The sequence below is a fragment of the Burkholderia sp. Bp9016 genome (assembly GCF_003857765.1).
GTDB lineage: Bacteria > Pseudomonadota > Gammaproteobacteria > Burkholderiales > Burkholderiaceae > Burkholderia.
Genome location: NZ_QTPY01000025.1, coordinates 76,632 through 90,451, shown reverse-complemented (window position 1 = coordinate 90,451; position 13,820 = coordinate 76,632). Strand labels below are relative to the sequence as shown.

General features: G+C 66.3%; 10 protein-coding genes and 1 pseudogene. 8 read left to right on the top strand and 3 right to left on the bottom strand.

Translation table 11 applies throughout. From position 1 onward, the window contains the following. The 3 genes and pseudogenes from DIE13_RS26300 to DIE13_RS26290 all read right to left on the bottom strand — a co-directional run. Positions 1-176, bottom strand: a pseudogene (locus DIE13_RS26300) (nitrate ABC transporter ATP-binding protein); the annotation flags it as partial. An 11-nt stretch (positions 177-187) separates the two neighbouring features. Then, complete coding sequence (locus DIE13_RS26295; protein ID WP_124830012.1) at positions 188-1,939, bottom strand: ABC transporter permease subunit; 1,752 nt, start codon at positions 1,937-1,939, stop codon at positions 188-190. Between the two features lie 80 nt (positions 1,940-2,019). Beyond that, positions 2,020-3,609 (bottom strand): inorganic phosphate transporter, encoded by a 1,590-nt coding sequence (locus tag DIE13_RS26290; RefSeq protein WP_124830011.1) that lies wholly within the window; start codon positions 3,607-3,609, stop codon positions 2,020-2,022. Between the two features lie 257 nt (positions 3,610-3,866). Between DIE13_RS26290 and DIE13_RS26285 the strand changes: the two genes are divergently transcribed. The 8 genes from DIE13_RS26285 (at position 3,867) to DIE13_RS26250 (ending at position 13,772) form a co-directional block, all read left to right on the top strand. Next, the gene (locus DIE13_RS26285) at positions 3,867-4,811 is read left to right on the top strand and encodes a metallophosphoesterase (RefSeq protein ID WP_124830010.1); all 945 of its coding nucleotides are present in this window, start codon (positions 3,867-3,869) and stop codon (positions 4,809-4,811) included. Between the two features lie 19 nt (positions 4,812-4,830). Continuing rightward, positions 4,831-5,172 (top strand): cupredoxin family copper-binding protein, encoded by a 342-nt coding sequence (locus DIE13_RS26280; RefSeq protein ID WP_124830009.1) that lies wholly within the window; start codon positions 4,831-4,833, stop codon positions 5,170-5,172. Between the two features lie 145 nt (positions 5,173-5,317). Then, positions 5,318-5,692 (top strand): hypothetical protein, encoded by a 375-nt coding sequence (locus tag DIE13_RS26275; RefSeq protein ID WP_124830008.1) that lies wholly within the window; start codon positions 5,318-5,320, stop codon positions 5,690-5,692. Between the two features lie 362 nt (positions 5,693-6,054). Continuing rightward, positions 6,055-6,978 carry a LysR family transcriptional regulator gene (locus DIE13_RS26270; protein ID WP_124830007.1) on the top strand — a complete coding sequence of 308 codons (924 nt, stop codon included), beginning with the start codon at positions 6,055-6,057 and terminating at the stop codon, positions 6,976-6,978. Positions 6,979-7,003: 25 nt separating this feature from the next. Next, positions 7,004-7,678: a response regulator transcription factor gene (locus DIE13_RS26265; RefSeq protein ID WP_124830006.1), complete on the top strand. Its 675-nt coding sequence runs from the start codon at positions 7,004-7,006 to the stop codon at positions 7,676-7,678. A gap of 167 nt (positions 7,679-7,845) precedes the next feature. Further along, positions 7,846-11,094: an efflux RND transporter permease subunit gene (locus DIE13_RS26260; protein WP_124830005.1), complete on the top strand. Its 3,249-nt coding sequence runs from the start codon at positions 7,846-7,848 to the stop codon at positions 11,092-11,094. Next, the gene (locus DIE13_RS26255; RefSeq protein ID WP_124830004.1) at positions 11,084-12,295 is read left to right on the top strand and encodes an efflux RND transporter periplasmic adaptor subunit; all 1,212 of its coding nucleotides are present in this window, start codon (positions 11,084-11,086) and stop codon (positions 12,293-12,295) included. Before DIE13_RS26260 ends, DIE13_RS26255 begins: the two co-directional genes overlap by 11 nt. Continuing rightward, positions 12,288-13,772: an efflux transporter outer membrane subunit gene (locus DIE13_RS26250; protein WP_124830003.1), complete on the top strand. Its 1,485-nt coding sequence runs from the start codon at positions 12,288-12,290 to the stop codon at positions 13,770-13,772. Before DIE13_RS26255 ends, DIE13_RS26250 begins: the two co-directional genes overlap by 8 nt. Positions 13,773-13,820: the final 48 nt, after the last annotated feature.

Below are 13,820 nucleotides of genomic sequence, written 5' to 3'. Positions count from 1 at the left end.
AGCCCGACGATCTCGCCTTCGCGCAGCGACAGGTTCGCGTCGTCGAGCACGAGCAGTTCGCCCTGCGTCTTGTTGAAGCCGCGGTTCACGTGCTCGACACGCAGGATTTCTTCACCGAGACGCGGCGGCTGGAGCGGCGTCTGGGCAGGGGCGTTGATGACGGTCGAATTTTGCATCGTGCTTACTCTCAATCGAGACGGAGCCGGGATTCCGCATAGGCGTACATCGGACGCCACAGCAGGCGGTTGAACAGGGTAACGAACAGGGACATCACGGCGATGCCCAGAATGATCTTCGGGAAGTCGCCCGCGGCGGTGGTCTGCGCGATGTACGCGCCCAGGCCGTGCGCGACGACCTTCGTGTCGCCCCATTGCACGAACTCGGACACGATGCTCGCGTTCCACGCACCGCCCGACGCGGTGATCGCACCGGTCACGTAGTACGGGAAGATGCCCGGCAGGATCGCTTGCCGCCACCACTGCCAGCCGCGAATGCGAAAGTTCTTCGTCGCTTCCTTGTAGTCGTTCGGATAGGACATCGCGCCAGCGATCACGTTGAACAGGATGTACCACTGCGTGCCGAGCACGATCAGCGGCGACAGCCAGATGTCCGCGTTCAGATGGAAGTGAACGATCACGATGACGAATACCGGGAACAGCAGGTTCGCCGGGAATGCGGCGAGGAACTGCGCGAGCGGCTGGATCTTCTCCGCCAGCTTCGGGCGCAGCCCGATCAACACGCCGAGCGGCACCCAGATCACCGAGGCGATCGCGATCAGCACCAGCACGCGCAACAGCGTGATGAGCCCGAGCACCAGCACGTGGCCGACCTCGCCCATCGTCACACCGGTCGCAACGAAACTGACGACGCGCCATGCGACGTACACCGTCAGCAGGATCACGCACGCGCCCCACACGATGTCGCCGATGCGCGACGCGCGACGGCTCGATGCGGCGCGCGCGCCAACACCCTTGAACGACGGCACGCGCAGCGGCACACGGGCCGCCTGCGACAGCAGCCAGCCGGCCGGCACCAGCAACTGATGGATCAGGTGCGTACGGCGCAGCATGTCGAGCAGCCACGACTGCGGCGCATCGCCCGACGCGGTGTTCTCCATCCGGAACTTGTCGGCCCACGCGACGAGCGGGCGAAACAGGAACTGGTCGTACGCGAGGATCACGACCGACATCGCGACGATCACCCAGCCCACCGCACCGAGGTTCTTGTCCGAGATGGCCTGCGCGAGATACGCGCCGATGCCCGGCAGCGTGATCGTCTGGTTGCCGACGGTGATCGCTTCCGACGCGACGACGAAGAACCAGCCGCCCGACATCGACATCATCATGTTCCAGATCAGGCCCGGCATCGAGAACGGCACCTCGAGCTTCCAGAAACGTTGCCACGACGTCAGGTGGAAACCGCGCGACACTTCGCTCAGGTCGCGCGGCACCGTGCGCAGCGACTGGTAGAAGCTGAAGGTCATGTTCCACGCCTGGCTCGTGAAGATCGCGAAGATCGCCGCGAGTTCGGCGCCGAGCACGCGCCCCGGAAACAGCGCAAGAAAGAACGTGACCGTAAACGAGATATAGCCGAGCACCGGCACCGACTGCAGGATGTCGAGGATCGGGATCAGCACCATGCCCGCACGCCGGCTTTTCGCGGCGAGCGTGCCGTAGACGAGCGTAAACACGAGCGATGCGATCATCGCGGCAAGCATCCGCAGCGTGGTGCGCAACGCGTATTCGGGCAGGTTCGACGGATCGAGCGAGATCTTCTGCGTCTGCAGTACGCCGATCGGCGCCATCGTCTGATGGAAACCGACGATCGCCATCGCGAGCAGGCAGATGATCAGCGGAAACGCGACGGCATCCCAGCGGTTGGGGAGCACGCGCCACGCCGAGGCGTTCGCGGTGCGGTTCGGATCGAAACTGATATCCATCGGTAGCGTCTTGGTCGAATTGAAAATCGATGGGGCCGGCCGCATGACGCGCGGCCGGGCGTGGCATCAGCCGACGCGGCTCAGAAGAGGCCGTGCAGCGCCCAGTACAGGACGGCGGACAGCGCGATCGACGCGGGCAAGGTCAGCACCCACGCGAGCACGAGGTTACGCACCGTGTCCCAGCGCAGCCCCGCGCCGCTCGCGGTCATCGTGCCGGCCACGCCGGACGCGAGCACGTGCGTCGTCGACACCGGCAACCCGTACGCGTCGGCCATCCCGATCGTCAGCATCGCGACGGCTTCGGCGGACGCGCCCTGCCCGTACGTGAGGTGCGACTTGCCGATCTTCTCGCCGACCGTCACGACGATCCGTTTCCAGCCGACCATCGTGCCAAGACCGAGCGCGATCGCGACGGCAACTTTCACCCACGTCGGGATGAACTTCGTCGCGCGGTCCATCTGCTGCTTGAACGCGTCGAGCGCGCTCGCGTCCTCGACGGAGAACGCCGGCGCCTTCGCCTTTTCCATCAGCCGGATCGCCTCGGACGCGACATACATGTTGTTGCGCACGTTGTCGACGAGGCTCTGCGGCACGCTCGAAATGCCGCCGGCCTGCGCGACCTGGTCGGCGATCGTGTCGGTGAGCTTGCGCAGCGCGGGAACTGTCGCGGGCGCCAGCTTGTGGGTGCGCACGTAGGCCTCGACTTCGGCGCGCGCGTCGCCCGACTGCGCGGCGGGGTCCGCGTACTTCACGAGCGTCGTCGATGCGTGGCGCGCGACCGCGACGAACGTGCTCGCCTGGTCGGGCGTCACGGCCTTGTTCAGCGCATAGGCGGTCGGCATCACGCCGATCAGGATCAGCATGATGAGACCCATGCCCTTCTGCCCGTCGTTCGACCCGTGCGCGAACGACACGCCCGTGCACGTGAGGATCAGCAGCAGGCGAATCCAGAACGGCGGCGGCTTGTTGCCCTTCGGCTCCTGATACAGCGCCGGCACCCGCACGATCGCCTTCAGCAGCAGCAACACGAGCGCGGACAGCGCGAAGCCGACCAGCGGCGAGAACAGCAGCGCCTTGCCGACGCCGAGCGCCTGGTTCCAGTCGACGCCGCTCGTGGCCGACGGGCCGCTGACGATCTGGTTCATCAGCCCGACGCCGATGATCGAGCCGACGAGCGTATGCGAACTCGACGACGGCAGGCCGAAATACCAGGTCGCGAGGTTCCACGTGACGGCCGCGATCAGCAGCGCGAACACCATCGCGAAGCCCGAACCGCTGCCGACCTGCAGAATCAGCTCGACCGGCAGCAACTGCAGGATGCCGAACGCGACGGCGCCGCTCGATACGAGCACGCCGCACAGGTTCCACAACCCCGACCACACCACCGCCAGGTGCGGGTCGAGCGAATGCGTATAGATGACGGTCGCGACCGCGTTCGCGGTGTCGTGAAAACCGTTCACGAATTCGAAGCCGAGCGCGATCAGCAGCGCGACGACGAGCAGCAGGAACGGCAGGATCGAGCTCTCCTTGACCGGACCGAGATCCGCGCTCAGGTGAACGCCCACGTAGACGATGCCGCAGGCAATGATCAGAAAAAACAGCGCGAGGCTGATGGTGCGTGTGCGATGGCTGGCCGCACCGCTGGTTTCCGTTGCCGCGAGATTCGGCATGAGGGGCTCCGGATAGGTGTGATTCGGTGTCGCAGGCTATCGGGCGGCCATGACGTAAATGTGACGTGTCACTTACAGGACATTGACAAGTCATCCTGCTATGACCCCGTATCGGCTCGCAGGCCGCGAGCACTGGGGTTCAGCCTCGTAACGCGCGGGAATAAATCCGTCGCCGCATCGGTATCGCAAGCGAACGACGCCGGTTTATTTCCGGACGATCCGGCCGTCCGGTTCCGTCATACGATTGCGAGGCTCACATGTCTTCATCGACTCCCACCCGCCCGTCGCGCCGCAAAGCCCTGCAATGCATGGCGTTCGGCGGCCTCGGTACGCTGTTTACGCTGTCGGGCGGCATCCTGACGCCGTTCGACCTCGCGCTCGCGCAAAACGGCGCGCTTCCCCCCGCCGATGCGGGCCGGCCACTGTTCGTGCAGATCAGCGACACGCACATCGGCTTCAACAAGGACGCGAATCCCGACGTCGCGGCGACGTTGCGACAGACCATCGACCTCGTCAACGGCCTGTCCGCCGCGCCCGCGCTGGCCATCCACACCGGCGACATCACCCACCTGTCCAAACCGGAGGAATTCGACCGCGCGTCGCAGTTGCTGTCCGCGCTGCGCGTGCCGGAACTGCACACGGTGCCCGGCGAACACGACGTCACCGACGGGTCGGGCGCCGAGTACTTCAGCCGGTACGGTAGCGCGTCGAACAACCGCGGCTACTACAGCTTCGATCACGCGGGCGTGCACTTCGTCGCGCTCGTCAACGTGATGCATTTCAAGCCGAACGGGCTCGGCAGCTTCGGCGACGACCAGCTTGCGTGGCTCGCGCAGGACCTGAAGGGGCAGTCGTCGAGCACGCCGATCGTCGTGTTCTCGCACATGCCGATGTGGACCATTTACGAACCGTGGGGCTGGGGCACCGGCGACGCGCCGCAGACGATGGCGCTGCTGCGCCGCTTCGGCTCCGTCACCGTGCTGAACGGGCACATCCACCAGATCGTGTCGAAGGTCGAGGGCAACGTGACGTTCCATACCGCGCGCTCCACCGCGTTCCCGCAGCCAACGGCCGGCAACGGGCCGGGCCCGGTGCCGCTCACGGTGCCGCGCGACCGGCTGCCCGCGATGCTCGGCGTCACGACCGTCCACTTCGCGGGCCATCCGCTCGCATCGTCGCTGCATGACACGACACTCGCATGACACACACCGGGAGACCGACATGAACCTCTTCAGGAAACCGGCGCTGCCGGCCGCGCTGATCCTGTGTGCGGCCATCGGCGGCACACCGCTCGCCGCGTTCGCGCAGGGCCCGTCCGACTCGCTCGTGACGATCCGCAATTTCATGTTTTCGCCGATGTCGACCACGATCAAGGCCGGCACGACGATCACGTGGAAGAACCTCGACGCTGAACCGCATACCGTCGTCAACGACGCGGGGATCTTTCATTCCAAAGCGCTCGACCAGGACGAAACCTATTCGTTCCGCTTCGACAAGCCCGGCGTATACAAGGTGTTCTGCGGGATCCATCCTTATATGAAGGAGACGATCACCGTCGAATGAGCGTGCGGCGGCGCATCGTTCGCGCGCCCCGATGCGCTGCCGCCGTTTAAATAAAGTTTCATCTGGCGACGACGATCTTGCAATCTACGCGCGGCGCGGCGACCCGATAATTCCCGGTGTCGCGTGATTGACGAGGAGACGAGACATGACACGCCCGATGAAGATCGAGATGATCAACGAGTATGGCAAGCAGGCCGTGCTGGTCTCGATAGAGCAGTCGTCGGCCCTGCTGGATCCGGAGGATATCGACGCCGTGATTCAGTATCTGAGCCTGCTGCGCGCGCAGATGCAACCGGCGATTCCCGACGAACCGTCACGCGACGAAAAGTACGTGATGGAACTCGACCCGTGCTGGTACACCGAAAGGCCGCTGCTCTACGATGGCGCCGTGCTGTTCATGCGTCATACGGGCCTCGGATGGACGAGCTTTGCGTTGCCGACCAATAGCCTCAGGCAACTACTGGCAAGCCTGTCGCGACATCTGGAAACCGAAGAAGCGGCGATGAGTCTGCCGAACTGACGCGCAACGCGCGCGTCGATACACCTCGACTTTCCCGGCGCACGTTCCGTGCGCTCCCCGCCGCCGGCGTAACGCGTTCATCGCGTATTCCGGCGCGCGTCGTCGCCTCATCGTCTTCCGCCGCCATCAATCATTCGCACTCCGTATATCCAGTGCGACTTCCCTGTCGTTCGGCCCGCCCGACGCCCTGCCCCGCCCGCACCCCGATGCCGCTTCGCGGTGCCCCATCACGCTCGCCGCGCACGTAATATCCCGGCGTTTTTCACGTCACGCGAACTTAAAAAAAACTTAACCAACGTATCGGCTCCGGTTCATTCGCCATCGCGGATGATGTTCGCGTCACATCCTATATGCACGCCATCATGAATCAGCTCCAAGCGATGCGCGTATTCGCGCGCGTCGTCGATCTGGCAAGCTTCAGCCTCGCCGCGCGGCAGCTCGGCATGTCGGCCGCGGCAGTCACCCGCAGCGTCGGCATGCTCGAAGCCCATCTGAACATCCGGCTGCTGAACCGCACGACCCGCAGTCTTTCGCTGACCGAGGCCGGCAAGGAATACCTGGACGGTTGCCGCACGATCATCGACAAGCTCGACGAGATGGAATCGAATCTCGTGCAGGCCACCCGCGATCCGCGCGGCACGCTGCGCATTGCATCGTCGATGAGCTTCGCCAGCGCCGGGCTCGGCGCGCTGCTCGCCGCGTATCGTGCGCTGCACCCGCGCGTGAATTTCGACGTCACGACTTCCGGCACGCACATCGACATGGTGGAAGGCGGCTACGACGTGTGCTTCTCCGACGATCGCCGGCTCGCGAGCTCGACGCTGGTCAGCCGGGCGCTGACGACGACGACCGAGCTGGTGGTCGCGTCGCCGGTCTATCTCGCCCGCAACGGCACGCCGCGCGACCCGGGCGAGCTTTGCGAGCACAGCCTGCTGACGGTGTCCGACGGCTCGTCGCGCACCTGGGAATTCGCCGACACGGACGGCAACTACCGCGTCTACGTCGGCGGCGCACTGACGTCGACGGACAGCGGCATGGTACGGATCGCCGCGCTCAACCACATGGGCATCGCGCAACTGCCGTTGCCGCTCGTCGTGCGCGACATCGAGCAGCGCACGCTCGTGCCCGTGCTCGAACAGTACGCGTTCAACGGCGGCCCGCGCTGCGTGTCGATCCTGTATCCGGGCCGCAATTACCTGTCGATGAAAGTGCGCAGCTTCATCGATTTCACCGTCGGCCAGTACCGCGCGCAGGAACAACCTGCACCGCTACTGGCCGTTGCATGACCGCCAGGACGCTCGACGACGCACCATGCCGAGAATACTGACGATCGAAGACGACGCGCTGATCGCACACGACATCGCGCGTACGCTGCATGCCGACGGCCATGTCGTCGACGTCGCACGCACCGGACACGAGGGAATGGTCAAGGCGATGATCGGCGCATACGACGTCGTGACGCTCGACCGGATGCTGCCGGACCTCGACGGCCTCACGATAGTCGCGACCATGCGCGGGCGTGGCATCGAAACGCCCGTGCTCGTGATGAGCTCGCTGTCGGACGTCGACCAGCGCATCCAGGGGCTGCGCGCGGGCGGCGACGACTACCTGATCAAGCCATTCTCGCTCAACGAGATGTCGGTTCGCATCGACGTGCTGATGCGACGCCGCACACACCATTCGAAGGTCGAGACGGTACTGCGAACGGGCGCGCTCGAGCTCGACCTGGTGCGTCGCAAGGTCATGCATCGCGCACACGAACTGGATCTGCTGCCGACCGAATTCCGCGTGCTCGAATTCATGATGCGCCACGCAGGCCGCGTGCTGACGCGCACGATGATCTTCGAGGCAGTGTGGGGCTGCCGCTTCGATCCCGGCACCAACCTGATCGACGTGCACGTCGGCCGCCTGCGCAAGAAGGTCAACCTGCCCGGCGAAGCGCCGCTGATCCGGACCATCCGCGGCTCGGGCTACATGCTCGGCTGACGTCGTGCGCGCTGCCGCGCGCGCCCGACTAAAACTTCTTTCATCTTTCCAGCAGCTTGCTGTTAGGCGCTGCTCTCCAGAATGCACACGTCGGCCGCATGTCAGTGTTTTCCCTGCTCCATGCGAGTCCGCGCCTTCATCGATGCCATTGAACGGAGCAGCGTCTCATGCTGAAAATAGTCCGGCTCGCCTTAACGCGGCCCTACACCTTTATCGTGCTGGCGCTGCTGATCCTGCTGATCGGCCCGCTTGCCGCGCTGCGCACGCCGACGGACATCTTTCCCGACATCCGCATTCCGGTCATCAGCGTGATCTGGAATTACTCGGGACTGCAGCCCGACGACATGTCGGGCCGCATCGTCACCTACTACGAACGTACGCTCGGCACGACGGTCAACGACATCCAGCACATCGAGTCGCAATCGTTCCGCGGCTACGGGATCGTGAAGATCTTCTTCCAGCCGACCGTCGACATCCGCACGGCCACGGCACAGGTCACGTCGATCTCGCAGACGGTGCTCAAGCAGATGCCGCCCGGCGTCACGCCGCCGCAGATCCTGAACTACAACGCGTCGACGGTGCCGGTGCTGCAGATCGCGCTGACGAGCGACACGCTGGACGAGCAGAAACTCGAGGACTACGCGGAGAACTTCATTCGACCGCAACTGCTCAGCGTGCCGGGCGTCGCGATCCCGACGCCGTACGGCGGCAAGACGCGTGAAGTACAGATCGATCTCGACCCGCAGGCGCTGCAGGCGCGCAAGCTGTCCGCGCAGGACGTCGCGAACGCGCTCGCGCAGCAGAACCAGATCATCCCGGCCGGCACGCAGAAAATCGGCCGCTTCGAGTACAACATCAAGCTCAACAACAGCCCGACCGCGATCGACGAGCTGAACGCGCTGCCGGTCAAGTCGGTGGACGGTACGCTGATCTACATACGCGACGTCGCGCACGTGCGCGACGGCTATCCGCCGCAGCCGAACATCGTGCGCGTCGACGGCCACCGCGCGGTGCTGATGAGCATCCTGAAGAACGGCTCGGCGTCGACGCTGTCGATCATCTCCGGCGTGAAATCGAAGCTGCCGCTGATCGAACAGACGCTGCCGCCGGGCCTGAAGCTCGTCACGATGGGCGACCAGTCGACGTTCGTGACAGGCGCCGTGAGCGGCGTGGCGCGCGAAGGCATCATCGCGGCGGCGCTGACTTCCGCGATGATCCTGCTGTTCCTCGGCAGCTGGCGCTCGACGCTGATCATCGCCGCGTCGATCCCGCTCGCGGTGCTGGCCGCGATCGCCGGTCTCGCCGCGCTCGGCGAAACACTCAACGTGATGACGCTCGGCGGTCTCGCGCTCGCGGTCGGGATTCTGGTCGACGACGCGACGGTGACGATCGAGAACATCAACTGGCACCTCGAACAGGGCAAGGACGTCCGGCACGCGATCATGGACGGCGCCGCGCAGATCGTGATGCCGGCGTTCGTCTCGCTGCTGTGCATCTGCATCGTATTCGTGCCGATGCTGGAACTGGACGGCATCGCACGCTTCCTGTTCGTGCCGATGGCCGAAGCGGTGATCTTCGCGATGATCGCGTCGTTCATCCTGTCGCGCACCTTCGTGCCGATGATGGCGCAGTACCTGCTGAAGCCGCATGCATCGGGCGGCCACGCATCCGGCGAGCTGGCGGCCATCATGGCGGCGACGCACGGCACGCACGCGCACCCGCCGCCGTCGCGCAATCCGCTGGTGCGCCTGCAGCGCGGTTTCGAACGCCGTTTCGAGCGCATCCGCGCGAGCTACCGGATCGTGCTGGGCCTCGCGCTCACGCACCGCAAGCGTTTCATCGCCGGCTTTCTCGTCGCGGTCGCCGCTTCGTTCCTGCTGGTGCCGTGGCTCGGCCGCAACTTCTTCCCGGACATCGACGCCGGCCAGATCACGATCCACGTGCGCACGCCGGTCGGCACACGCATCGAGGACACCGCCGCCGAGTTCGACCACATCGAGAACGCGGTGCGCGGCGTGATTCCGCCGAAGCAGCTCGCGAACATCGTCGACAACATCGGGCTGCCGCACAGCGGCATCAACCTCACGTACAACAACAGCGGCACGATCGGGCCGGAAGACGGCGACATCATGATCTCGCTGGGCGCGGACCATGCACCGACCGCAAGCTACGTGCGCCGGCTGCGCGAAGTGCTGCCGCGCGCGTTTCCAGGCACGACGTTCTCGTTCCTGCCTGCCGACATCGTCAGCCAGATCCTGAACTTCGGCTCGCCCGCGCCGATCGACATCCAGATCGCCGGCCCGGACCAAGCGGCCAACCACCGCTATGCGGCCGAGCTGCTGCGCAAGGTACGCCTCGTCGCGGGCGTCGCCGACTCACGCATCCAGCAGGCCACGACCTATCCGCAATTCACGATCGACGTCGACCGCTCCCGCGCGGACGAGCTCGGCATCACCGAGCACGACGTGACCAACTCGGTGGTCGCGAGCCTGTCCGGCACCGGCCAGGTGTCGCCGACGTTCTGGCTGAACCCGAGCAACGGCGTGTCCTATCCGATTGTCGCGCAAACGCCGCAATACCGGATGACGTCGCTGTCGGACCTGAAGAACCTGCCGGTGACGGGCGCGAACGGCAACTCGCAGGTGCTCGGTGCAATCGCAACGATCCAGCGCGGCGTCGGCGACGCGATCGTGTCGCACTACAACATCAAGCCGCTGTTCGACATCTACGCGACGACCCAGGGGCAGGATCTCGGCGCGGTCGCATCGCGCATCGACGCGATCGTGCATGCCACCGCACGCGACGTGCCGAAGGGCTCGGTCGTCACGGTGCGCGGCCAGGTCCAGACGATGAACAGCGCATTCTCGGGACTGCTGTTCGGGCTGCTCGGCGCGGTCGCGCTGATCTACCTGCTGATCGTCGTGAACTTCCACTCGTGGTCCGACGCGTTCGTGATCGTGACAGCATTGCCGGCCGCGCTGGCGGGCATCGTCTGGATGCTGTTCACGACACACACGCCGCTGTCGGTACCGGCGCTGACGGGCGCGATCCTCTGCATGGGCGTCGCGACCGCGAACAGCATCCTGGTGGTGAGCTTCGCGCGGGACCGGCTTGCCGCGACCGGCGACGCGCTGGTCGCCGCGATGGAAGCCGGCTTCACGCGCTTCCGCCCGGTGCTGATGACGGCGCTCGCGATGATCATCGGCATGGCACCGATGGCGCTCGGCCTCGGCGACGGCGGCGAGCAGAACGCGCCGCTGGGCCGTGCGGTGATCGGCGGCCTGCTCTGCGCGACGTTCGCGACGCTGCTGTTCGTGCCCGTCGTGTTCAGCCTCGTTCACCGGCGCGACGCGTTGCGGCCGCCCGCAGCACGCGACCTTTCCCCTTCCGAATCCGGAGTCACGCATGTCAACTGAGATCGAAATCCAATCCCCGACGCGCCTGCGTCATCTCCGGCTCGTCGGCCTCGTCGCGCTGCTGGCGGCCGCCGGCATCGTCGCCACCGGCATTTCCAGCCGCGTGCACGCCAAGCAGGAAACGTCGGCATGGTCCGCCGAGCAGGCGATCCCGACGGTCGTCGCGTACCAACCGGGCCACGACGGCGCGACGCAAGGCATGGTGTTGCCCGGGCGCCTGTCCGCGCTCGTCAACGCGCCGATCTATGCGCGCGTGTCCGGCTACCTGCATGCGTGGTACGCCGACATCGGCACGCCCGTGAAAGCGGGTCAGTTGCTCGGCCTGATCGACACGCCGGATCTCGACCAGCAGCTGCAGCAGGCGCGCGCCGACCTGCAGAACTCGCTCGCGAACGAGAAGCTCGCGGAAACCACCGCGGCGCGCTGGACCAAGATGCTGCAGCAGGATTCCGTGTCGCAACAGGCCGCCGACGAAAAGACCGGCGACCTGCTCGCCAAGCGCGCGACGGTCGCCGCCAACGAGGCGAACGTGAAGCGGCTCGAGGCGCTCGAATCGTTCAAGCGCATCACCGCGCCGTTCGACGGCGTCGTGACGGCGCGCAAAACCGACATCGGCGCGCTGATCGACGCGGGCAGCGGCAACGGGCCCGAGCTGTTCGCCGTGTCCGATGCCCGCAAGCTGCGCGTGTACGTCAGCGTGCCGCAAAGCGAGGCCGCGGCGATCCATCCCGGCATGACCGCGACGCTGACGGTGCCCGAGCATCCCGGCATGCATTTCGACGCGAAGCTCGTCGACACCGACGACGCGATCACGCCCGAGTCCGGCACGCTGCTGGTCCAGCTGATGGTCGACAACCCGGCCGGCCTGCTGATTCCCGGCGAATACACCGAAGTGCATTTCGCGATGCCGACCGATGCGCACGCGTTGCTGATTCCCGCCAGCTCGCTGATCTTCCGGCAGGACGGTCTGCAGGTGGCCGTGGTCGATCCGCATCAGCGCGCCCAGCTCAAATCGGTGACGATCGGCACCGACCTCGGCACACAGGTCGTCATCGCGTCGGGCCTCGCGCCCGGCGATCGCGTGATCGACAATCCGCCCGACTCGCTCGCAAGCGGCGACCCGGTGCGGCTCGCCGCGCCGCGCACGCAAGGCGCCACCGCGTCGCTCGCCGCGAACAACGGGGGGCGCGCCCATGGGTGAGCGACGACTCTATGCGGCGCTGGCGAGCCTCGCGCTCGTGACGGGGTGCTCGTTCGCGCCGACCTACCAGGTTCCCGCAACGGCGATTCCCACGACGTTCAAGGAAGCCGGCGCATGGCAGCAGGCGAAACCTGCCGACCGGATCGAGCGCGACGCGTGGTGGACCGTCTATCGCGACCACGAGCTCGACACGCTCGAGCAGCAGGTCGCGCGCGCCAACCCCGACGTCGCGGCGGCCGTCGCACGGCACGACGAAGCCGGCGCGTATCTCGACGAAGCACGTTCGGGCCTCTTTCCGACCATCGGCGCCAGCGCGAACGTGTCGTCGAACCGCCAGTCCGAGCTCCGTCCGCTGCGCGGCTCCGGCCAGCCGAACGTGTACGGCGCGAACACACTGGAGGTCGGCGCGAGCTACGACCTCGATCTGTGGGGCAAGGTGCGCAACGAAGTCGCGGCGGGCCGCGACGCGCTGCAGGCCAGCGCAGGCGATCTCGCGTCGGTCCGCCTGAGCCTGCAGGCCAGTCTCGCCGACGCGTACTTCAACCTGCGCGGCCTCGACGAGCAGCAAAAGCTGCTCGCCGACACGATCAGCACGTATCGGCGCGCGCTTCAGCTGACGCTGAGCCGTCATGCGGGCGGCATCGCGTCCGATCTCGACGTGTCGCGCGCACAGACGCAGCTCGACTCGGCGCAGGCGTCCGCGGCCGACGTCCAGGCGCGGCGCGCATTGTACGAGCATGCGATCGCGACGCTGACCGGCGTGCCCGCGTCGTCGTTCTCGTTGCCGCCGTCGCTCGATGCCGCGTACCTGCCGTCGGTGCCGGCCGGCATCCCGGCCACGCTGCTGCAGCGACGGCCCGACATCGCGGCGGCCGAGCGGCGCGTCGCGGCCGCGAACGCGAAGATCGGCGTCGCGCGTGCGGCGTTCTTCCCGGACATCTCGCTTGGCCTCGACGGCGGCTATCAGAGCGACACGCTGTCGCCGTGGCTCGTCGCACCGAACGAGATCTGGTCGATCGGCCCGAGCCTGATGATGACGCTGTTCGACGGCGGCCGGCGTGAAGCCGCGACACAGGCGGCGCGCGCGAAGCTCGCGGAGAACGGCGCGCACTACAAGGCCGTCGTGCTGCAGGCGTTCCAGCAGGTCGAGGACAATCTCGCGCTGCTCCACCATCTCGGCGACGAAGCGGCACGCGAGGATTCGGCGCTGGCCGCCGCGCAACGCACGCTGCAACTGTCGATGTCGCAGTATCGCGACGGCGTGGTCAGCTATCTCGAAGTGGTCACCGCGCAGACTACCGAGCTCCACACCGAGATCGCCGCGCTGAACCTCGACACGCGGCGTCAGCTCGCCTCCGTCGGCCTGATCGAAGCGCTTGGCGGCGGCTGGTCCGCGACGGCGCAAGCGGCGCCGTCCGATGCATCGCCGAAGCCGCAGCCGGTGGTGGCGGCCGCCGGCACTTCGCACGCCGGCTGACGTTCCGCGATAAAAAAACGCCGCCGGCGACCCCGGCGGCGTTTTTAC